General features: G+C 69.0%; 22 protein-coding genes and 1 pseudogene. 8 read left to right on the forward strand and 15 right to left on the reverse strand.

Annotated features, from left to right (window positions below; all coding sequences use genetic code 11):
• From AB0D85_RS51270 to AB0D85_RS51285, 4 genes are all read right to left on the reverse strand, one after another.
• Positions 1-569 (reverse strand): cytochrome b N-terminal domain-containing protein (locus AB0D85_RS51270; RefSeq protein WP_362338283.1); only part of this gene is annotated, 569 nt, incomplete at its 3' end.
• 102 nt (positions 570-671) lie between these two features.
• Complete coding sequence (locus AB0D85_RS51275; protein WP_362338286.1) at positions 672-2,372, reverse strand: FAD-binding oxidoreductase; 1,701 nt, start codon at positions 2,370-2,372, stop codon at positions 672-674.
• Positions 2,369-2,995, reverse strand: coding sequence for a lysophospholipid acyltransferase family protein (locus tag AB0D85_RS51280; RefSeq protein ID WP_362338289.1), 627 nt, complete (start codon positions 2,993-2,995; stop codon positions 2,369-2,371). Before AB0D85_RS51280 ends, AB0D85_RS51275 begins: the two co-directional genes overlap by 4 nt.
• A 135-nt stretch (positions 2,996-3,130) precedes the next feature.
• Entirely contained in the window at positions 3,131-3,937 is an 807-nt protein-coding gene (locus tag AB0D85_RS51285; protein ID WP_362338292.1) for an SDR family oxidoreductase, read from the reverse strand.
• A 209-nt stretch (positions 3,938-4,146) separates the two neighbouring features.
• Here AB0D85_RS51285 and AB0D85_RS51290 point away from each other — a divergent pair, with 209 nt between their 5' ends.
• The 4 genes from AB0D85_RS51290 to AB0D85_RS51305 all read left to right on the forward strand — a co-directional run bounded on the left by AB0D85_RS51290 (position 4,147) and on the right by AB0D85_RS51305 (position 9,067).
• Positions 4,147-4,974, forward strand: coding sequence for a hypothetical protein (locus AB0D85_RS51290; protein WP_362338295.1), 828 nt, complete (start codon positions 4,147-4,149; stop codon positions 4,972-4,974).
• Positions 4,971-7,295 carry an HAD-IB family hydrolase gene (locus tag AB0D85_RS51295; RefSeq protein WP_362338298.1) on the forward strand — a complete coding sequence of 775 codons (2,325 nt, stop codon included), beginning with the start codon at positions 4,971-4,973 and terminating at the stop codon, positions 7,293-7,295. Before AB0D85_RS51290 ends, AB0D85_RS51295 begins: the two co-directional genes overlap by 4 nt.
• Positions 7,295-8,089: a ferritin-like domain-containing protein gene (locus AB0D85_RS51300; RefSeq protein WP_362338301.1), complete on the forward strand. Its 795-nt coding sequence runs from the start codon at positions 7,295-7,297 to the stop codon at positions 8,087-8,089. Before AB0D85_RS51295 ends, AB0D85_RS51300 begins: the two co-directional genes overlap by 1 nt.
• 210 nt (positions 8,090-8,299) lie before the next feature.
• The gene (locus tag AB0D85_RS51305) at positions 8,300-9,067 is read left to right on the forward strand and encodes an alpha/beta hydrolase (protein ID WP_362338304.1); all 768 of its coding nucleotides are present in this window, start codon (positions 8,300-8,302) and stop codon (positions 9,065-9,067) included.
• A 72-nt stretch (positions 9,068-9,139) separates the two neighbouring features.
• On the opposite strand, the gene AB0D85_RS51310 is transcribed toward AB0D85_RS51305, so the two are convergent.
• A complete protein-coding gene (locus tag AB0D85_RS51310; RefSeq protein ID WP_362338306.1) occupies positions 9,140-9,508 on the reverse strand; it encodes a VOC family protein in 369 nt (122 codons plus the stop codon).
• A gap of 63 nt (positions 9,509-9,571) precedes the next feature.
• On the opposite strand from AB0D85_RS51310, the gene AB0D85_RS51315 reads away from it, so the two are divergent.
• Complete coding sequence (locus tag AB0D85_RS51315) at positions 9,572-10,030, forward strand: MarR family transcriptional regulator (RefSeq protein WP_362338309.1); 459 nt, start codon at positions 9,572-9,574, stop codon at positions 10,028-10,030.
• A 167-nt stretch (positions 10,031-10,197) separates the two neighbouring features.
• On the opposite strand, the gene AB0D85_RS51320 is transcribed toward AB0D85_RS51315, so the two are convergent.
• The 4 genes from AB0D85_RS51320 to AB0D85_RS51335 form a co-directional block, all read right to left on the reverse strand.
• Entirely contained in the window at positions 10,198-10,368 is a 171-nt protein-coding gene (locus tag AB0D85_RS51320) for a hypothetical protein (RefSeq protein WP_362338312.1), read from the reverse strand.
• Between the two features lie 207 nt (positions 10,369-10,575).
• On the reverse strand, positions 10,576-11,322 hold the full coding sequence (locus AB0D85_RS51325; RefSeq protein WP_362338315.1) for an SDR family oxidoreductase: 747 nt from the start codon (positions 11,320-11,322) through the stop codon (positions 10,576-10,578).
• 133 nt (positions 11,323-11,455) lie between these two features.
• Positions 11,456-13,186 (reverse strand): FAD-binding protein, encoded by a 1,731-nt coding sequence (locus AB0D85_RS51330; RefSeq protein ID WP_362338318.1) that lies wholly within the window; start codon positions 13,184-13,186, stop codon positions 11,456-11,458.
• Positions 13,187-13,330: 144 nt separating this feature from the next.
• The gene (locus AB0D85_RS51335) at positions 13,331-13,828 is read right to left on the reverse strand and encodes an Ohr family peroxiredoxin (protein WP_362338321.1); all 498 of its coding nucleotides are present in this window, start codon (positions 13,826-13,828) and stop codon (positions 13,331-13,333) included.
• Positions 13,829-14,208: 380 nt separating this feature from the next.
• Between AB0D85_RS51335 and AB0D85_RS51340 the strand changes: the two genes are divergently transcribed.
• Positions 14,209-14,943 (forward strand): NAD(P)H-binding protein, encoded by a 735-nt coding sequence (locus AB0D85_RS51340; RefSeq protein WP_362338324.1) that lies wholly within the window; start codon positions 14,209-14,211, stop codon positions 14,941-14,943.
• On the opposite strand, the gene AB0D85_RS51345 is transcribed toward AB0D85_RS51340, so the two are convergent.
• From AB0D85_RS51345 to AB0D85_RS51370, 6 genes and pseudogenes are all read right to left on the reverse strand, one after another.
• The gene (locus tag AB0D85_RS51345) at positions 14,930-15,493 is read right to left on the reverse strand and encodes a DUF5134 domain-containing protein (protein ID WP_362338327.1); all 564 of its coding nucleotides are present in this window, start codon (positions 15,491-15,493) and stop codon (positions 14,930-14,932) included. The two genes, AB0D85_RS51340 and AB0D85_RS51345, sit on opposite strands and share 14 nt — an antisense overlap.
• A 67-nt stretch (positions 15,494-15,560) precedes the next feature.
• Positions 15,561-15,960, reverse strand: a pseudogene (locus tag AB0D85_RS51350) (cupin domain-containing protein).
• A gap of 321 nt (positions 15,961-16,281) precedes the next feature.
• On the reverse strand, positions 16,282-16,755 hold the full coding sequence (locus AB0D85_RS51355; protein ID WP_362338330.1) for a carboxymuconolactone decarboxylase family protein: 474 nt from the start codon (positions 16,753-16,755) through the stop codon (positions 16,282-16,284).
• Positions 16,756-16,887: 132 nt separating this feature from the next.
• A complete protein-coding gene (locus tag AB0D85_RS51360) occupies positions 16,888-17,553 on the reverse strand; it encodes a nitroreductase (RefSeq protein ID WP_362338333.1) in 666 nt (221 codons plus the stop codon).
• Positions 17,554-17,637: 84 nt separating this feature from the next.
• The gene (locus AB0D85_RS51365) at positions 17,638-18,048 is read right to left on the reverse strand and encodes a helix-turn-helix domain-containing protein (RefSeq protein WP_362338336.1); all 411 of its coding nucleotides are present in this window, start codon (positions 18,046-18,048) and stop codon (positions 17,638-17,640) included.
• A 254-nt stretch (positions 18,049-18,302) separates the two neighbouring features.
• Positions 18,303-19,547 (reverse strand): ABC transporter permease, encoded by a 1,245-nt coding sequence (locus tag AB0D85_RS51370; RefSeq protein WP_362338339.1) that lies wholly within the window; start codon positions 19,545-19,547, stop codon positions 18,303-18,305.
• A 120-nt stretch (positions 19,548-19,667) separates the two neighbouring features.
• Between AB0D85_RS51370 and AB0D85_RS51375 the strand changes: the two genes are divergently transcribed.
• Together AB0D85_RS51375 and AB0D85_RS51380 are read left to right on the forward strand one after the other, a co-directional pair.
• Positions 19,668-20,273, forward strand: a complete 606-nt coding sequence (locus tag AB0D85_RS51375) for a TetR/AcrR family transcriptional regulator (protein WP_362338343.1) — start codon at positions 19,668-19,670, stop codon at positions 20,271-20,273.
• 61 nt (positions 20,274-20,334) lie between these two features.
• Positions 20,335-20,672: MarR family transcriptional regulator (locus AB0D85_RS51380; protein ID WP_362338346.1), on the forward strand; the 338-nt coding region annotated here is incomplete at its 3' end.

The following is a 20,672-nucleotide window of genomic DNA, read 5'->3' on the forward strand; positions in this document are numbered from 1 at the left end:
ACCGGTACGGAGAGGATCGTTCCGTTCACGACGGCGAGCCCGGTTCCGGAGAGAAGGTCGTCCGGGAGGTCGTATCCGGTCAGCCCTCCGAACATGCCGAGGACCAGCAGGAGAAACCCGAACAGCCACTGGAATTCGCGGGGTTTGCGGAATGCGCCGGTGAAGAAGACGCGCAGCATATGGATCAGCATGGCCCCGATGAACACCAGGGCCGCCCAGTGATGCGCCTGCCTGATCAGCAGGCCGCCACGGACGTCGAAGGAGAGGTGCAGCGTTGAGTTGTACGCCTCCGACACCGTCTGCCCCCGCAACGGCAGGTAACCGCCGCTGTACTGCACCTCGTTCATCGACGGATGGAAGTACAGGCTCAGATAGATCCCTGTCACGATGATGACGAGGAAGCTGTAGAGGCAGATCTCGCCCAGCAAGAAAGACCAGTGGTCCGGGAAGGCCCTGCGTGCCTTGGCCCGGATCAGGCGGTACGGGCCCAGGCGCCCGTCCGCCCAGCGGACAATTATCTCGCCACTGCCTCCTTCGCCCACTTCTTTTTGCTGACTCTGATCATCCATGCCCTGCAACCCATTCTCGTCCAGCCTGAAAGCAACGCTCTCGGCCTTGCGCTTCCATCCGTATGACCGGGCACGAGGCGCGGCTGTGACACGTCGAATCGCTCAGACCACGATCTTGCGCGGGTTGAAGTTGCCGCCTGGGTCGGCAGCGTCGAAGAGGCCGGACATGATCGCGACACCCTGCGTCGAGATGTCCTCCTCCAGCCAGGGCGCGTGCTCCAGGCCCACCCCGTGATGGTGCGAGATCGTGCCGCCGGCGTCGACGAACGCCTGCTGGATCGCGCGCTTGACGGTGTCGTACTCGCCGAGCGGGTCGGCACCGAACACGAAGGCGAAAGTGAAGTAGAGGCATGCTCCGGAGTGGTAGGAGTGCGACAGGTGTGACATCGTCCAGCCCTTGTGGCCGATCATCTCGTAAGCGCGGTCGGCCGCCTCGTAGACCGCCGCGTGGATGCCACGAAGCTTCGACCACGGACCGGCGGTCTCGCTCACGTCGCCGGCGGCACCGCGGTCGAGCAGGAAGTCGCGGATGTACGGCGTGTCGAACTTCTTCTGGTCGTAGAGCGCACCGGGTCCCTTGCCGACGCCGATGCCGTGATGCCTGCGCACGATCCGGTCGACGAGCGACTTCTGCCGCTTCGCGTGCGCCTCGCCGCCCTCGAAACCGATGAAGGAGAGGCACACTTCGTCGAGGTTCCAGCCGCGCCTCCTGAGATACGCCATGAGGGCGGCCTGTGCCTTCTTCTGAAGACCTTTCGACTCCTTGCTCGTCGCCAGGGAGAAGGCCGTCTCGTGCGCGTCCGAGATACGGGTGACCGAGGGCGAGACATCGCTCTCGGCGATCTCCTGCATCGCGGCGAGACCGTGGTCGAGGTTCTCGAAGAAGTAGGCGTGGATGGCACGCTTCTCGGGGAGTCGGTGCACCTGCACCGTGACCTCGGTGATGACGCCGAGCCGTCCCTCCGAGCCCACCACCATCTCCCGCACGCTCGGCCCGGTCGACGCGCTCGGAACGGCACGGATCACCAGGACCCCGCCGGCCCGCACGACACGCAGCCCCTTGACGATGTCCGCGATGTCGCCGTACTTGTCCGACTGCATGCCGGACGAGCGTGTGGCGACCCAGCCGCCGAGCGTCGAGTGGGTGAACGAGTCGGGGTAGTGCCCCATGGTCCAGCCGCTCCGGTTGAGTTGGGCCTCGAGATCGGGGCCCAGCGCCCCGGCCTGGATGCGCGCGAGGCCGGAGTGGGCGTCGATCTCCAGCACCCGGTTGAGGTGGCCGAGGTCGAGGGAGACGACCACCCGCGATTCGTCCGGGTGCGGCTCGAGACTGCCCGCGATATTGCTGCCGCCCCCGAAGGGGATGAGCACGGCGTCCGCCTCGACGGCCGCGTCGACGAGGCGTTGCACCTCCGCCTCGTCGGCCGGGTAGACGACCACATCGGGAGTGCGCGCGATCTCGCCGGCTCGGACACGGACCAGGTCACGCAGGCTCTTGCCGTACGTGTGGACGACCCGGGACAGGTCGTCGACGACGGTGTTCCCGGCTCCGACGATGCCGCTCAGCACCGTGACGAACTCCTCCGGTGCCGTCGAGGCAGGCACCTTCAACTGCGAGAAGTCGGGCCGTCCGGTGCGCTCGGCCGTCCGGAGATCCAGACCGACGGCCTTCTGTACGAACGGTGCGAAACCAGGTTTGTCCTCGTGGTGGAATCCGACACCTTCCACACCCCAGCCCCACCACTTCATGTGTTTCACCTCACCGGTGTGCATCGCGTCGGTGCGGATGGCGGGTTCGGTCATGAACGGTCTCCTTCAGGTGTGCGATGTGAGGTGGTCCTCGCGCCGAGGACGCGGTCGGAGTTCTCCTCGGCCAGGGCGACGATCGCCGAGCGGATGCGCTCGGTGAACTCGCTCCTCAACTCACCGGGTTGGGCGGTGAGCGGTTCACCGAAGACGACCCCGACCGGCAGACGGCCAGGTCTGGGCCAGTTCGATCCGCGAGGATGCGCCGCGTGCGCGCCGATGACCGCGACAGGGACCACCGGCACCTCGGCCGACGAGGCGAGTGCCGCCGCCCCCGGCTTGAACGCCCCGAGGGATCCGTCGCGTGAGCGGGTCCCCTCGGGAAAGATCAGGAGCGGCACCCCCCGGTTCAGCAGGGCCTTGGCGCTCACTTTGCGGGCGTTCACTCCGGTGCGGTCGACCGGGAAGGCGTTGAAGAAGAGAGCAGTGAGGCTGCGTCGCTGCCACACGTCGAAGAAGTAGTCGGCGGCGGCCCCCACCGCGAGGTAGCGCGCCAGTCGGCGGGGCAGTGCGCCCATGATGAGTGGCGTGTCGAGGTGCGAGGTGTGATTGGCGACGACGACATAGGCGTCGTCGACGTTCGCCAGGCGCTCGCGCCCCAGCACCGTGACACTGGTCACGCTCCATACGACGGACTTCAACAGCCCCCGCTGCGCGACGAAACGCGCCGCAGCGTGAGAGCGTGAGGTGAAACGGTCGCGTATCGCCGCAGGCATCCGCTTCCTTCCCGTGCGGGCCCGCCCGCACTGGTTCATTCAGTGAGTGAGACTGTCGTTGCGGCTGGACGAGATCCGTCGCGAGATCCACCGCACCGTGTGGCGTGGAAGATGACGTGTGAACCAGATGAGCAACCGGTACCGGAAGCTCGGCACCGAGATCACCCGTCCGCGGCGCACGTCGCGCAGACTCGCCTCGACGACGTGCCGGGCGTCGAGCCAGAGGAAGTCCGGAACGCTCGACGACCGGATTCCGGCCCGCGTGTGGAATTCCGTGCGGACCCAGCCCGGACACAGTGCCGTCACGGTGACGCCCGTGCCGTGGAGCTCGTTCGCCAGTCCCTCCGTGAGCGAGGTCACGAAGGCCTTGACGGCCGAATAGCTGCCCATGGTGACGAACCCGGCCGTGCTCGAGACATTGACGACCGCACCGTGCCCGCGCCTGCGCATGGCCCGGCCGGCGGCGCCGGCGAGCACCAGCACCGCGCGGCCCATGACCTCGATCGCCCGGTCGTGCGGAGCGGTGTCGGCCGAGGTCAGCGGCGCGTGCACGCCGAAACCGGCGTTGTTCACGAGCATGTCCACCGGACGCGCGGGGTCCTCCAGCCGGGCTGCGACCCGCTCGACGTCGGCACGACAGGCCAGGTCGGCAGGCAGCACCTCGACCGTACGGCCCCGGGATGCGAGCTCGACCGACATCCGGCCGAGCCGCTCCCGGTCGCGGGCCACCAGGACGAGGTCCCATCCGCGGTCTGCCAGAGTGCGCGCGAACGCTGCTCCGATACCCGACGTGGCACCGGTGACAAGTGCGACCCGGGTACCGCTCAGCACAGGCTTGGGGCGCATGTCACACCTTTCGTTTCTCGGATCGTTCCGTTAGACCGGGCACGCATCCGTCTTGTGACACGAGCTTTCGCACCTGCTCCCGCGGAACCGGTTCATGTGTCACACATGCGCCGGTCGTCCGGTCTCAGGTGACGGCCCCCCGACGGCTCTTCGCACGTTCCCCGGGGCCTCTGCAGAGACCGCCCGCTTCCGCCCGAGAAAGTCCGTGCATGAACTCAGAACACGAGACGGCGACCGCGCCGCCCGAGACAGCGGGCTTCGACGTGCGTGAGTTCGCCCGTACGGCACACGGCAACCACCGCGGGACCCTCGACCTCGGGCCGCTCGCCGACGAGCCGCTCGACGCCGAATCCGTCCGGCTCGTCCGTGCGCTGCGCGACATGGAACGAGCGACGCTGCACCGGGTGCGCGACCTCCTCGTCACCGCGACGCACAAGGACGCCCGGGTCACCGCGTTCCTCACCACGTGGATGTTCGAGAGGTTCTGGATCGCCGACGCCCTCGACGCCGTCCTGGACGCTTCTCCGGCCGCCCGCGAGCTTCCGCCGAGCGCCGGTCCGGCCCGGCGGGTCCTGGCGGAGCGCCGTGAACGCCGTGGCCCGGTCGCGCGCTCCCTCGTCGCCGGCGTCACCGGTACGCAGATCGTCGCCGAACACGTGACGACGGGCCTCGTGGACGAATGGATCGCGCAGGCGGCCTACCGGCGTCTGGCCGGCGTCTCCTCCGCCATGGCGTCGATCGTCACTCCCGTCGTGGAGATCAAGCAGCGCCACATCCGCTTCCTCGCCGAGGAGGCGGAGCGGCGACTGAGGGGCTCGGCCCGCGCCCGGCGCATCACCCGTCGCGCCCTCCGGCGCACCGCCTGGCCGCTCGGCTCGGTCGACCGCTCCCAGCACGAGCGCACCTTCTTCGAACGCCAAGTCTTCGGCGACCGGAGCGGCCGGGCCGAGGCCCGCCGTATCCGCGCGATGGTCGCCGCGCTCCCCGGCATCCGTCCCGGTGTCGCATCCATCGTGGAATCGAGGCTCCTCCCGTGACACCGCTGATACCGCACCACGCGAAGACCGAACTCGGCACGGCACACGTCCTGCTGACCGGCGCGACCGGCTTCGTCGGGCAGGCCGTGCTGGAGCGGCTGCTCACCGATCACCCCGCCACCCACATCTGGCTCCTCGTGCGCGGGAAGGGCAGCCAGACCGGGCAGGACCGGCTCCGGCAGCTGCTGCGCAAACCGGTGTTCGCGCGCTGGCGGGACGCTGTGGGCGCCGAGGACGCCGAGCGCGTCGTCCGTGACCGGATCACGGTGCTCGACGGCAGCATGACCGGCATTCCGGAGCTGCCCTCCCACCTCGACGTCGTCATCCACTCGGCCTCGACCGTGTCCTTCGACCCGCCCGTCCACGAGGCGTTCGACACCAACGTCAACGGCGCCGTGAGCCTCTACGAGGCCCTCCTCGCGTCCGGCTCCGACCCGCACGTCGTCCACGTGTCGACCTGCTACGTCGGGGGACTCCGTCGCGGTGTGGTGCCCGAGGCCAAGCTCGAACACGACGTCGACTGGCACACCGAGTGGACTCTGGCGGCGCAGGCCCATGAGCGCACCGAACTCACCTCGCGGGAACCGGCGATGCTCGAGCGGTTCATGGCCCGGGCCCGCGGCGACCACGGCAAGGAGGGCCCGATCGCGGCGGCCCGCGCGAGCGAGAACGCGCGGCGCGAGTGGGTGCGTTCCCAGCTCGTCGCCGCCGGCCGGCGGCGCGCGCAGAGCCTGGGGTGGACCGACGTCTACACGCTGACCAAGGCACTCGCAGAACGCGCCGCGGAAGACCTCTGGGGCGAGGCCGGACACCGGCTCTCGGTGGTCCGGCCCGCGATCATCGAGAGCGCCCTCCAGCATCCGTTCCCGGGCTGGATCGACGGCTTCAAGGTCGCCGATCCGCTCATCTTCGCCTACGGCCGCGGCCAGTTGCCGGACTTCCCGGGGCTGCCCGACTCGATCCTCGACGTCATCCCCGTCGACTTCGTCGTCAACGCCATCCTGGCCGTAGCGGCCAATCCGGCCCCGGCCGACGAGCCGGCGTACTTCCACATCGCCTCGGGCGCGTCGAACCCGCTGCCCTTCCACCGCATGTACGAGAACGTACGCGACTACTACACGCGGCACCCGGTGTCGACGGACGACGGATTCGTCGAAGTACCGACCTGGACGTTCTCGGGCGAGCGCAGGTTCAACCGACGCCTGCTGCTGGCGAAGAAGAAGGCCGACCTGTGGGACGCCGCCCTGCGGCTGCTGCCCGACGACGAGCGCAAGCGCGCGCTGGCCGCCGAGAACGCCAAACTCCGTGCCGGCACGGCCACCCTCGGCAACTTCATCGACCTCTACCGCGCCTACGCGCAGACCGAGATCGTCTTCGACGACCGCAACACGCGCGCGCTGAACAACGCCCTTCCGGCCGAGGCGCGCGAGGACCGCGGCTTCGACGTCGAGCGGATCGACTGGGAGGAGTACCTGCAGAAGGTGCACCTCCCCGCCATCGGCGAGCTGACGGCGGCCTACCGTCGTCGCAAGGCCGCGGCCTCCCGGCCGGCGAACGCCCGCCCCAAAGGTGAACTGCCGCGGCGTACGGACGTGATGGCCGTCTTCGACCTCGAAGGGACGGTCGTCGACTCCAACATCGTCGAGCAGTACCTGTGGGTGCGCACCGCGGGCTTCCGCAAGGCGGCCTGGCCGAAGGAGGTGGCGGACCTGCTCGCCTCGCTGCCCGGCTACCTCCGCGCCGAGAGGCGGGACCGCGGCGAGTTCATCCGCGCGTTCCTGCGCCGCTACCGCGGCATGCCCATCACCCGTCTCCAGGAGGTCGTACGGCGCGGCTACGCCGACACGATGCTGCGGCACACGAGCGCGGACGCCGTGGCGCGCATCCGCGAACACCGTGCGGCGGGTCACCGCACCGTCCTGGTCACCGGCTCCGTCGGCCTTCTCGCCGCCCCGCTCGCCGACCTGTTCGACGAGGTCGTCGGCAGCTCCATGCACGTACGGGACGGTGTGCTCACCGGCTACCTCGCGAAGCCGCCGCTCGTCGACGAGGCGAGGGCGGCGTGGCTCCAGCGGTACGCCGAGGAGGGCGGCTACGACCTCGCCGCCTCCTACGGCTACGGCGACAGCCACTCCGACCTGCCGTGGCTGTCGCTGCTGGGCAGGCCCGCGGCGATCAACCCCGACGCCGGACTGGCGCGTGAGTCGCACAAGAGGAACTGGACCATCCACCGCTGGAAGAGCGGCGGTTCGGGGGTGCGCCGCGACGTCGTCGCGGCACGGGCGACGGTTGTGGCGCACACCGACGAGACGAGCGGCTGATGGCTTTCGACATAGACAAGTACACGAAGAACTCCACCGGCGTGCAGTGGGCCGACCTCGACTTCGACGAGTTCGCCCGCAACCCGCTGCCCGAGGAGACGCTGCGTACGTTGCGCTATATGTGCGACATCGAATATCACACGGTCTGCTACCTGCGTGATCTGCTGACGACCCCGTCGCACGACGAGCCCGCGGTGGGCGCTTTCATGACGATGTGGAACCGCGAGGAGTTCTGGCACGGCGAAGCGCTCGCGGCCGTGCTGGAACGCCACGGCCTCCGAGTCGACTTCGACGAGCTCAAGGCGACCCGTCTGAAGCTCGGCTGGAGGGACCGCCTGGGGACGGTGAAGCAGACCGTGATCGGCCGGCTGGTCGGAAACGACTTCGTCGCCGTGCACATGGCCTGGGGCGCGGCGAACGAGTGGTCGGCGACGGCGGCGTACCACCGGCTTGCCGCGCTGGAGAGCCACCCGGTGCTGGTACCGCTGCTGAGGCGGATCGCGCAGCAGGAGACGAAACACGTCGCGTTCTACGCGTCGCAGGCGCGTGCCCGGCTCGCGGCGAGCAAGAAGGCCCGGGTGGTCGCCCGGCTGGCGCTCGAAAACGCCTGGGGCCCGGTCGGCTCGGGCATCATGCCCGAGACAGAGGTCAGACACGTCATGACCCACCTCTTCGCCGGCTCCGAGGGCCGCAAACTCGTCCGCGACATCGACGCGCACATCGCGAAGCTGCCGGGCATGGACGGGCTGCGCATCGTCGAGAACGCCATGGACAAACGCGGCATCGCACCCTGATGCCGGAGCCGTTGACACACGGCGGGAAAAGGATTGGACGGGTTCCTTCTCCGGCTTGTAGCGTGCGGTCGACCGTGACACCGTCCCAGGAGGTGAGACCCATGAACGCTGTATCGACGTGGGTGCTCCCCCTTCCCGTCACGGCCGGCGACTGACGTAGGTGTCGCCGGGAGCGCCTCGACAACAAGGCACTCCCGAAAGGCATTACCTGTGCAGACTCTGCAGTTCACCGCCGAGTCGTCGTCGGACGGCATGATCGAGCGCGACTTCACCCTGGGCGACGTCCCCGGTGTTCTCTGGTCGCCGGCTTCCGGCGCCGGTCGCGCGCCCCTGGTCCTGATGGGCCACGGCGGCGGCACCCACAAGAAGCATCCGGCGATGGCGGGCCGGGCACAGCGCCTCGTGACCGGCTGCGGCTTCCATGTCGCCGTCATCGACGCGCCCGGTCACGGCGACCGGCCGCGCACCGCGTACGACGAGCAGGAGATCGCCGAACTGCGCAGGGCGCAGGCGGCGGGCGAGCCGGAACGGCAGATCGTCGTCCGTTACAACGCCCGCCTGGCGGAGCTCGCCGTGCCCGAGTGGCAGGCGACCCTGGACGCGCTTCAGGAACTTCCGGAGATCGGTGCCGACGGGCCGGTGGGCTACGTCGGCATCGGCCTGGGCACCGCGATCGGGGTGCCGCTGGTGGCGATCGAGGCCAGGATCACGGCCGCGGTCTTCGTCTGCACCTGGCCCGATGTCCTGCTCGAAAAGGCACAGCGGATCACCGTCCCGATCGAGTTCGACCTGCAGTGGGACGACGAGCGCATCTCGCGCGAGGCCGGTCTCGCGCTGTTCGACGCCTTCGCCTCGAAGGAGAAGACGATGCACGCCAACGCGGGCAGGCACATGGAACTGCCCAGGTTCGAGGCCGACAGCGCAACCCGGTTCTTCGCCCGGCATCTTGGCCGGACGACGGTCACCTCACCGGCCTGAAGGTGAGCGGCAGCGGCGTCCGGTACGCGGGACGCCGCTGCCGCTGGTGGTCGTCCGGTGGCGTTCGGCCGGTCAGGCGCGGTCGTGGAGCGTGACCTGGTAGCCGTCGGGGTCCGCGAAGGTGAAGGTCCGGCCGAAGGGGCCGTCGATCGGGGCGGAGACGATGGTGTGGCCGTCGGCGACGAGCGCGTCGTGGATGGCCTGGACGTCGGTGGCGTGGAGCCAGATCGCGGCACCGATGCCGGGCTGGGCGACGGATGCGAGGTCGGTGCCGGGAATGATGTCGCGGACTGCGAAGGCGATCGGCTTCGTCTCGAAGACGACGGCGTGCGGAGGTCCCGCCGGCGAGCGGACGAGGCCCAGGTACTGCTCGTAGAACGCCTGCGACGCGTCGAGGTCGCGCACTTGGAGCGAGATGAAGTCGGGGCCGGTGGCGGGCATGATGACACTCCCTCTTTACGTGTCAGTTTTCTGACATGCAGCAAGCTATGTCAGAATGCTGACATGAGTCAAGAAGGTGTCGGCGTCGACCTGGAGACGTCACTGGGCTACCTGCTCAAAGAAGCGTCGAGCGCCCTGCGCGCGGCCATGGAGGAAGTGCTGCGGCCGCTCGGGATGAGCGTGACGCACTACTCCTGCCTCGAACTGCTGGCGCAACGACCGGGCTTGTCGAACTCCGAGCTCGCGCGGGGTGCGTTCGTGACACGGCAGACGATGAACGTGCTGCTCCAGGCCCTGGAACGGGACGGCTACGTGACCAGGCCCGCGGAGGCAACCGTCGGGAAGGTGCTTCCCGCGCGGCTCACGCCTCGCGGCCGGCGAAGCCTCGAGAAGGCGAGCGCGGCCGTCCGGTCGGTCGAGGCCAGAATGCTGGCCGGCCTGACCGGAACCGAGCAGTCAGAGGCCTTCCGGATCCTGCGGAGCATGATCCATTCCCTGCGCGATGACGACAAGGGCGCATAGCTCGTTCCGCGTAGTGATCACCGCCGGTGTGGCGGCGGGCGAAGCCCCGTCCGCCGACCGTACGGGTGCGGTACGGCCGCCGAGCGGATCAGCGGGGCGGGCCGCGGTGACGAGGAGAGCGGCTCCGACGCTCGCCGTGGCGTGCCTGCCGTGTGCGGATCGGCCGCTCAGCGGGAGGGAAGGTGCTGCAGAGCGGCGGAGACGGCTTCCATCCGCTCGTCGAGCGTGACGAGTTCCTGGCGAAGCACGTCGATACGCGTTTGGAGTTCGGCGGCTTCGGCGGCCAGCGCCACCACTGTGGTCGCCATGTCGATGCTGTTCTCAGTGGCTTGCGTCATCGTGTGTCCTTCTGCTGGATACGCCGGCAGGCACGGTCGGCCTACGCGCCTTCCGCCTGGTCCAGCCAGGGCCCTGTTCCCGTCGGGCCCCCGGTCGGAGCGCTGCGTCGAGGAGATCCGGGCCGAGCTTGAGATGAATCCCGGACACACCGTTGGGATCTGCTGCCGGGGTGGCCCCTGACCGCTGCCAGGGGCCACCCGCAGGGCCTACCGCTGCCGCACGAGCCAGTCGGCGAACCGGGTCTCGGCGATCTGCGCGTCGGAACTCGGTACGAGCGTGGTGTCCTTCAGCCCGGCACCGGAGTAGGGAGCGCTCGGGTCCGTGACGACCGTGCGGGCGTCGTCCTTGTCGGCGAGCACCTGGCGGATGAGTTCGTCGAGCTGGAACACGTCGGGGCCGGCGATCTCCAGGACGCCGTTGACCGGGGTGCCGACCGCGGTGCGGCCGAGGGCCGCGGCCACGTCGTCGGAGTAGATGGGCTGGAACTTGACGGGGGCCAGACGCACCGTGTCGCCCTCGGTCGAGATGTCCGCGATCCCGTTCACGAACTCGAAGAACTGAGTGGCGTGGACGATGGAGTACGGGAGGTCGGAGGCCTTGATCAGTTCTTCCTGCGCCTGCTTGGCACGGAAGTACCCGCTCTCCTGAAGGCGGTCGGTGCCGACCACGGACAGCGCCACGTGGTGCGTCACGCCGGCGTCCGCCTCGGCCTTCAGGAGATTGGCGGTCGAGGTGCGGAAGAAGTTCATGACGTCGTCGTCGGCCCAGGAGGGGGAGTTGGACACGTCGACCACGACCGAAGCGCCCCGCAGTGCCTCGGCCAGCCCCTCGCCGGTCAGAGTGTTGACGCCGGTGTTGGGCGAGGCGGCGACCGCCTCGTGCCCGTACTTGTCGAGCTTGCCGACCAGCTTCGAGCCGATGAGCCCGGTCCCACCGATCACTACGACCTTCACAACGGTGTCCTTTCATAGGGTTGCGATCTGTTTTCGATCTGCACTAGAAGAGACCGGACAGCAGATCCACTTGTGACAGGGGTTCGCGAGAATCGAGAGAATTCCCTGAAAAATTCCGCTGCTCCGCAGGCGGTTATTCGGCGAGCTTTCCGTCGGTCGAGATCTCCGCCATCAGCGAGGAAATCTCGTCGGGGATGCCCGGGATGCTCTCGCGGGTGATACCGGTCGTGGGCGACCAGACGAGATTGACCTGCTGAGCAGGGTCCAGGTCGGGGTAGTCGCTGCGGTTGTGGCAGCCGCGGGTCTCGCGACGCTCGAGCGCCGCTTCGAGGGTGGCCCGGGCCGACAGGGCCGCGGACTTGAGATCGAAGGCGTGCGCGAGATCCTGGAAGCCGGCGATGTCCGGGTGCACGCCGACGTCCTCCATCCGCTTCTCGATCGCCGTGAGCTCCGCGAGCCCGGCGCGCAGGCCCTGTTCGTCGCGTACGACTCCGGCGTGCTCCGTCATGGTGTTGCGGACGGCGCGCTGCAGAGCACGGACGTTCTCCGGCCCGTCGGCCCCGAGGAGATCGTCGATCTCCGAGCGGGCCCCGGCGACGGCTGACGCCGACCGCGGCTGGGCGGTCAGGGACCGCGCGTAGGCGGCGGCCGCCTGGCCGGTGATACGGCCGAAGACCAGCAGCTCGATGAGACTGTTCCCGCCGAGGCGATTGGCACCGTGCAGACCGCTCGACGCCTCCCCGATGGCGTACAGGCCGCGCACGTCGGTGCTGTGGTCCTCGGGGCGCACCCACACCCCGCCCATCGAGTAGTGCGCGGTGGGCGCGATCTCGATCGGATCGCGGGTGATGTCCAGCATCTGCAGATCGAGCAGGGTCTGGTAGACGCGGGGGAGACGCGTCATGATCGTCTGCCGGGGCAGATGGGAGACGTCGAGCCACACTCCGCCCTTGGGCGTCCCGCGGCCTTCCTTGATCTCGGTGTAGGAGGCAAGGGCCACGCGGTCACGGGTGGACAACTCCATGCGCGCGGGGTCGTAGCGGTTCATGAACCGCTCGCCGAGCGCGTTGCGCAGGATGCCGCCCTCACCGCGCGCGGCCTCGCTGACGAGGGTGCCGGCCGCGTTCTCGGGCTCGATGATCCCGGAGGGGTGGAACTGCACCAGTTCGGGGTCGCGCAGGCGGGCTCCGGCCTCCACGGCCAGACGGAACGAGTCGCCGGTGTTCTCGTCGCGCCGCGAGGACGTGCGCCGCCAGATGCGGGTGTGGCCGCCGGCGGCGAGAATGACGGCGTCGGCGTGGATCACGTACCGCGTGCCGTGGGTGAGATCGAAGCCGTAGGCACCGAAGACGGCGCCGTCGTGGACCAGCAGCAGGGTGATGTAGACGCCGTCGAGCACCGGAATCTTCAGCTGCTGCGCGCGCCGGATCAGCGTGCGCTGGATCTCCAGACCGGTGTAGTCGCCGGCGAACGCGGTCCGCCGGAACTTGTGCGCGCCGAAGAAGCGCTGGGAGATCCGGCCGTCCTCCTCCCGGGCGAAGGCCATACCGTAGCGTTCCAGGTCGCCGATGCCCCGGGCGGCGCCCTGGGTGACGATCTCCACGGTGCGGGGATCGGCGAGCAGATAGCTCTCCTTGAGCGTGTCGGCTGCGTGCTGCTGCCAGCTGTCCTCGGGGTCCATGGTGCCGAGGGCGGCGTTGATTCCTCCGGCGGCAAGTGCGGTGTGGGCGTCCTCCTTGGGGCGTTTGCCGACCGCGAGGACGTCGATACCGGCCTCCGCCAGTTCGATCGACGCCCGCAGCCCGGCACCTCCGGTTCCGATCACCAGCACCGTGGTGGAAAGTTGTTGTTCGGTGATAGCCACGATCTACTCCGATCGCCGAGGGATTGTCACTCAGTAGGACCGGGATGTCATGGAACTTGTGACACCGTTCGTGGACGCTGCCCATGGCAGCCCACGTCGTCGCGGTGGCTGCCGGTCAGGGCGACCGGCAGCCGGTGCCGTCGGTCAGGAGGCCAGTCTGATGGTTGTCGGCGTTCCCCGTAGGGCCATCTTCGTGTAGGGGCACAGCGAGTCGGCCTGCTCCATGAGCGAGGCGGCGACGGCGGGGTCGACGTCCGGCCACTTGACCTCGACGTCGACGTGCAACAGGTAGCCGCCGTCGTCGGGGTCCCGTCCGAAGGCCACGGTCGCCTCCACGGAGATCGCCGCGGGGGCGAGTGCGGCCTGCCGTGCGACCAGACTCAGCGCCCCGTGGAAACAGGCGGCGAGACCGGCGGCGAACAACTGCTCGGGATTCGTCCCCCGGCCGTCTCCGCCGAGTTCCGCGGGCATGCGAAGGTCGAGGTCCAGGACCCCGTCGCCCGAGCGCGCCTTTCCCGAGGCCCGCCCGTGACTCGCCGTCCCCCCGCTCACCGTCACGGTCGTGGTGTAGATCGGGGCGAAGGTCTCCCCGTCGAAGTCCTTGTCGGTCGACAGGTCGGGCAACCTGGGCACATCGGTCACGGCCTGACTCCGTCGGCGTTGCGGAGAACGACCGGACGCCGGGCCGACATGGACGCGGGAAACCTTGTGTCCCGCCCTTGTGTGTCACGCGGCTCATATGTGCCGAGCCGTGATGCGATACCGGACGCCGGGCGGTGGCCGGAGCCCGCCGGGCTGGTGATGCCAACTGTCATATTCGGTGCACCTTCGCGTAGGGAGGGTTCCCAGATGCGGACAGTTGGTTGACCGACACGTCCTCGCTGTTGTGACAGCCGCCGGTACGCGGCGCGTTCGGCACGTGCGCCCCGGGAGGCGGCATGATGCGACCGGGCCAAACCCGTATCGTCCGGATATCGTGGCTTCTGTACCACTTCGGACGTACTACCGGCGAAGGGCATGTCATGAAGTTCGCAGTCATCGGCGGTACGGGACTGATCGGGTCGCAGGTCGTCGAGAACCTGAACGCCGCCGGGCACGAGGCGGTACCGCACTCGAAGTCCACCGGCGTCGATGTCATCAGCGGCCAGGGACTGGACGAGGCGATGGCGGGAGCCGACGTCGTCGTCAACCTGACGAACTCCCCGACCTTCGACGAAGCCTCCCCGGCCTTCTTCCAGACCTCGATGGACAACCTGGTGGCCGCGGCCCGCAAGGCCGGCGTCGGCCACTTCGTCATCCTCTCCATCGTCGGCGTGGACCAGGTGCCGGAGCTGGACTACTACCAGGCCAAGACGCTCCAGGAGCACATCCTCGCGGCCGGGCGGATCCCCTACTCGATCGTCCGGGCGACGCAGTTCATGGAGTTCATGGACGCCACCATGTCCTGGACCTCCGACGCCGACACCGTCCGGCTGCCCCCCACGCCCATCCAGCCCATCGCCGCCAAGGACGTGGCCGCCGCGGTGGCGGAGGTCGCCGCCGGCACCCCGCTCAACGGGATCCGCGACATCGCGGGCCCCGACGTCTTCACCCTGGACGAACTGGGCCGGATCACGCTGTCCCACAAGGGCGACAACCGCACCGTCGTCACCGACCCCACCGCCGGCATGTTCGCCGTGGTCAAGGGCGACGTCCTCACCGACGAGAACGCCCACCTCGCCCCCACCCGCTACACCGACTGGCTCAGGGGTGCATGAGCAGCATGATGACCGTTCCCAAGGCCATCGTCCCGTCCCAGAAGCAGCCGTAGGGCACCGTTGTGCCGCCGGAGCCGGCCGCGGCAGGCGAAACGCCGCGCAGCGTGGGCATGCCACGGGTCAGTGACCAGAGACCGTAGCCGAGCAGGTACAGCGCCAGCACTCCGGTGACCATGGCGTGCGACGGGCCCGCCATGGAGAGTGTCATCCAGGCCATCGCCGCCATGCCGACCGCGTAGGGCAGTCTCCGTGCGGTTGCGGTCGGTCTCGACCGCTGACGGCTGCCGGCGGCGGCCAGCGGGAAGGTGGCGGTCAGCGGGAACCACAGGGCAGCGGCCGTGAAGAAGGCCGTCCGGGGCAGCGCCGGCAGCCCGGAACCGCAGTTCCACGGCATCACCGCCATGGCCAGGGCCATGGCGGTGTGCAGGAGCTGGTCGACTCGGCTGCGCCATCCGGGACTCCGTGACCCGAGGGCATGCCGCAGTGCGCGAACGGCCTCGGCCGCGAACAGCACTGTCAGCACGCAGTACACGAAATCAGCGGAGCTCATGTGTCACCGCGTCCTCCCACGGAGCGAACGGGCTCCGTCCGGAACCGGACCGTGCCTGGACGGCGGGTCAGTCGGTCGGCCGCGGGGCACGCAGATGGGCCCGCTTCTCCAGTTCCTCGTCGCCGACCAGCGTGAGCATCGGCTGGCCCGGTGCGCACATCATGAACACGATGTACTTGGCGGGGATGTCCGACGAGGCGTTGCCGTTCTGATAATGGATCACATCACCGCCGGGCTCCCAGAAGGTCTCACCGGCCTTGATCACGTGCTCCGGCTCGCCTTCGAGTCCCCCGCACCGCTCCCTCGAGTACGTAGCCGAAACACGGCCCCGAGTGGCGGTGCGGGGGAGTGCCGGGATGGCCGGGAGCCCACTCGACGAGGACGGTCATCCCCGAAGCGCCCTCGGGGATGAACGGCGGCTTGACGTCCGCCAGCATCTTGGGTCCGAAGCCGTCCTCTGAGTGCATTTCGTGCATAGTGCTACACCTCCGTAGACCTGCCCGGAACGGACGATCTCGCGTCGGCGACTCCGGGCTCACAACAACTTGCTTCACAGCGAAGACAGAACACGGCCCGCATCTGTGACACGCCGTGCGCCTCCTGCCGGGCACGCGGCGAGTCCCCGTATCACCCTGCCCCTTGTCGGGGGTCTCCACAATTCGGCTGGGCGCGGCCACGAGAGCGCGGCGCACCGTGGCAATCGAGGTCACACGTTGTCACGGCGCCGACCTTGACGGCAGCACCGTGGAGGGTGTCAACGTGTGGGCGAGCCGGGCCGGACCCCGGCTCTAGCCGAACATGCCGACCTTGTAGCCGCCGGCCGGCTGCTGGGTGATGATGTTGATGCGGTTGTAGGCGTTGATGATGGCGATGAGGGTCGTCAGCGCGGCGAGCTGGTCCTCGTCGAAGTGCTTGGCGGCGTTCGCCCAGGCCTCGTCGGTGACACCACCGGCCGCGTCCGCGACGCGGGTACCCTGCTCGGCCAGCTCCAGCGCGGCGCGCTCGGCGTCGGTGAACACCGTCGCCTCCCGCCAGGCGGCGATCAGGTTGAGCCGCACCGAGGTCTCCCCGGCGTGGGCGGCCTCTTTGGTGTGCATGTCGGTGCAGAAGCCGCAGCCGTTGATCTGGCTGGCGCGGACCTCGACCAGATGCTGAACGGTGGCCGGCAGCGTCGAGTCCGACAGCGCCTTGCTGGCCGAGAAGAGGTGCTTCAGCACCTTGCCCGCGAAGGGATTGCCGTAGTAGTTGAGACGTGCATCCATGAGCGCTCCTAGCGAAGTTGCTGGTACGCACTACTGACCGGACAGCCCGACAGGGTGTGACACCGAGGGTCGTGTGATGTGGGTCTCCCCGGACCGGCCGGCGCGGGCCGGCGCGGTGGGGAGTACCGCCGGCTAACCGTCGACGAACGTGACCGTCTCGGCGAGCGGTGCCCGGCCTGTACGGGTGTAGGGCACCGCGGTGTCCTCGAATCCGATCGACATGCCGCAGAAGAGGATGAGGTCGTCCGGGGGCGACAGGATCTCCGCGACGGTCTTGCGATAGACCGACCACGCCATCTGCGGGCAGCTGTGCAGGCCTTCGGCGCGGAGCAGCAGCATCACGGTCTGCAGGAACATGCCCACGTCGGACCACTGGGGCCGCCCCAGACCGCGGTCGATGTAGCAGAACAGGGCGGCGGGCGCGCCGAAGCAGTTCCAGTTCTCGGAAGCGGCCCGCTGGCGCGCCTCCCAGTCCTCGCGCTCGATGCCCAGTGCGCTGTAGCGCTCCGCGCCGAAGGCGGACCGGCGTTCACGGTACGGGGACCGCAGCGCGGACGGGTACATCTCGTACTCGCGCTCGTCCCAGGGATCGCGTGCGGTCACGCGCCCGCCGGCGAGTTCCTTGAGTTCGGCCAGCGGTCGGCCGGTCAGCACGTAGACGCGCCAGGGCTGAAGGTTCGATCCGGACGGTGCCCAGGCCGCGGTGGACAGCACCCGCTCCAGGACCTCCCTCGGGACGGGCCGGTCGATGAATCCACGCACGGCCCGTCGGCTCGTGACCGCCTCGTAGACGTCCAAGTCCAGCCATCTCCCTTGGTCCAGGCGCTCCTGCCGTGTGTGCGATTCAGTACATATCATCCCGCTTTGTAATTCGCCGGCTGTTCAAGGGACAGGTTCGTGGCCGTCGCCGGGGCACGGGAGATCCGGCCCGCCGCCCTCCGGAAGGTGATCCTCCGCCCACAGGAACAGGATGGCCAGGGGGACGAGGAACGCCTTGCCGTGCGGAGAGAGCGCGTAGCGGGTCCGCGACGACAGCCCGGGCAGGACGTCCTGGGTGACCAGGTCGATCGCGGTCAGTTCCCGGAGGCGCAGGGCGAGCACGCGGTCGCTGATGCCGGGCACGCGCTCGCGCATCCCCGCGAAGTCGGCCGGACCCTTGGCCAGGGCCATGAGGATCAGGCCGTTCCAGTGTGTGCTGAGCAGCGCGAAAGTCCGAGTGATGGCCGGAGAGGTGCCGGTCGACCGCGGATGTCCGGACCGGTGCCCCGGCTGAGGGTGGTGTGGGGTGGTCATGGTGTGTGTCCGCTCCCGTAGGGCGCGAGGCATCGTGGTTCGACACCTCGCGCAGTACTCCGTGGTTGTGCGCGGGCCGGGAGTCGGCCGTGTGTCTGCCGGGCCGCACCCCTGGGGGCGGTGCGGCCACCTGGCGGGGGCGCACCTTCGTGGTGTCGGCTCATGCGGACGGCCGCGCCCTCGGCGTGCCGCGTGCGCGCCTCAGCGCCCCGTTCGCCTTCGGTGCGGCGCCGAGGTCCATGAAACGGTCGGTATCAGTCGTCACCGTCATGGCGACGCGCGTGGGCGTGCGCGTGACGCCGGACCGGCACAGCGGCGCCGGGCCCCGGCAAGACCGGGAGCAACTCCCCGGAAGCCGTCGCACCGGTCTTCGTGCCGCGCGCTTCCCCGGTGACCCAGTGGCCGAACATGACTGCCGTGAGCCCGCAGACGCTCCACAGCGCGAGGACGGCGAGGTGGCCGGCGCCGGCGCTGCCGTCGAAGTACGTGGTGTCGCGCAGCAGGCTGGCTCCGGCGCCGGGCGGCAGCCACTGACCGACGTAGTCCACGCCCTTGGGGAGCATCTCCGGGGCGGAGGTGGCGCCGGAGAAGGCGTTCCCGACGAAGACCATGAGCGCGGCGCTGAGCCCGAGGCCCGCCGGCCCGAGGAGCCGGATCACGCCGGCGGCGGTGGCGCTGACGGAGAGCAGGTCGAGCGACAGGATCGCCCACGTGGCCACGTGTCTGTGGGGCAGTGCCCCGAGGAAACCCTGGGCCACGAGATAGATGCCGAGGGCTGCGACGGCGCAGGCGACGAGGAGGGTCAGTACTCGGTGCCGCGGGCGGGCCAGGCCGCGGGCCATCGTGACGAACGCCCCGATCAGGATGCCGCAGATCGTGAGCGGGAAGACCGAGGAGCTGAACACCACGCCCCGGGGGTCCTCCGTGGCGACGGGCACCACGTCGACCGACTTCATGAGGATCCGCACCGGGGAGTCGGTACCGGCGGCTCCCGTCTGGGTGGCCTTCTGCTGGTCGGTGCCTTTCTGAGCGGCCGCCTGCGTGTGGGCCTTCGCCGGGGCATGTGCAGCGGCGGCCTTCTGCTGGGCGGCCTTCTGCTGGGCGATCTCCTGAGCGATCTGCTGGGTGGCCTTGTCGGCCAGTTGTTGTCCGACATCGGTCAGAAGCTGGGCCACGGACGGGCTGGCGGCGGTGGCCTTCAGCACGGTGATGCCGTGGCCGGAGATGGCGAAGGCGCCGTAGACGTCCCGGTTCCTGATCGCCGACCGCGCAGCCCGCTGGTCGGGATAGAGGTGGAAGTCGAACGCGCCGGGCTTCGCGCGCGTCAGTCCCTCCACCGCGTGCTGGCTGGCCGTCCCGGTCCCGACGATTCCGACCGGGACGTCACGCGGCGAGATCCGCCCCGCCGGCCAGGCGAACGCCATCACGGCCAGAGTGATCACCACGGGCAGCCCCACGGCGGCGATGACCACTTCCCGCCATGCCCGGTGTCCTGACAAGGGGTTCCTCACAGCCCACCCTCTCATAAAAAGGAATGATCGTTTTATTTGGCTCCAGTGTGGCTCGTTGTGCCGGGAAACGTCAACACGAATGTTCGTTTTCTTTGTTAGGCTGGCCTCATGCCTAAGGTCACTCAGCAGCACATGGACGCCCGCCGCGAGCAGATCCTGGATGCGGCGCGCCGTTGCTTCCTCCGCGACGGTTTCCACTCCACGTCCATGCAGGACCTGTTCGCCGAGGCCCAGATGTCCGCGGGCGCGGTGTACCGGCACTTCACCAGCAAGGACGAGATGATCCTCGCGATCGCCGAGGAGAACATGCGCGATGTCCTCGACATCACGCTCGCCGTCGCCACGAACCGTCAGGGCCAGTCCATGGGGGCCTTCATGGCGGAACTGCTCGACGTGATCCGGGTCAAGTCCGCCGAGGAGGACGTGGCCGGCCTCGCCGTCCTGGTCTGGGGAGAGGCCATGCGCAACCGCTCGCTGGCGCAGAAGCTCGACCATCTCATGGGCCGTATGCGGGCCAATCTGGTCACCTTGGTGCGCGACCATCAGGAGAACGGCAGTCTGCCCGCGAACGTGACGGCCGAGGCGATCGCCTCGACGATGCTCTCCGTCCTCCCCGGCTACATCCTCCAGGTGGCTCTGCTCGATCCGGCCGTGGTGGCCGAGGTGCCCGACGCGGTGCGTGCGTTGTGGCCGGGGCCGGCCGGTGACGCGTAGCCCGTCATTTTGTTTCAATCGATACCGTATTGGGTGAATGGACGGCTGGTAACCTGCGGTTGTGACTGCCGACGCTTCTCATCCGACCGCCGCGTCGCGTGCGACCGACCGCCCTGGGGATGCCTCGCCCTTCGCCCTCGGCCTGCTGTTGCGGCGGGCGCATTGGCGTGCGGCTGCGGTGATGGCGGAGGCGCTGCGTCCGTTGGGGATCGAGTTGCGGCATTTCGCGGTGTTGCTGGTGCTGGTGGACCGGGGGCCGACGGTGCAGCGGGACCTGGTGGCGGCGACGGGTTCGGACAAGGCGGGGATCATGCGGGTCGTGGACGACCTGGAGCGCATGGGACTTGCGGTGCGCAGGGCGGTTCCGGGGGACCGGCGGGCGCGGGCGGTGGAGATCAC

Source organism: Streptomyces sp. NPDC048277, from assembly GCF_040652235.1.
Classification (GTDB): Bacteria; Actinomycetota; Actinomycetes; order Streptomycetales; family Streptomycetaceae; genus Streptomyces.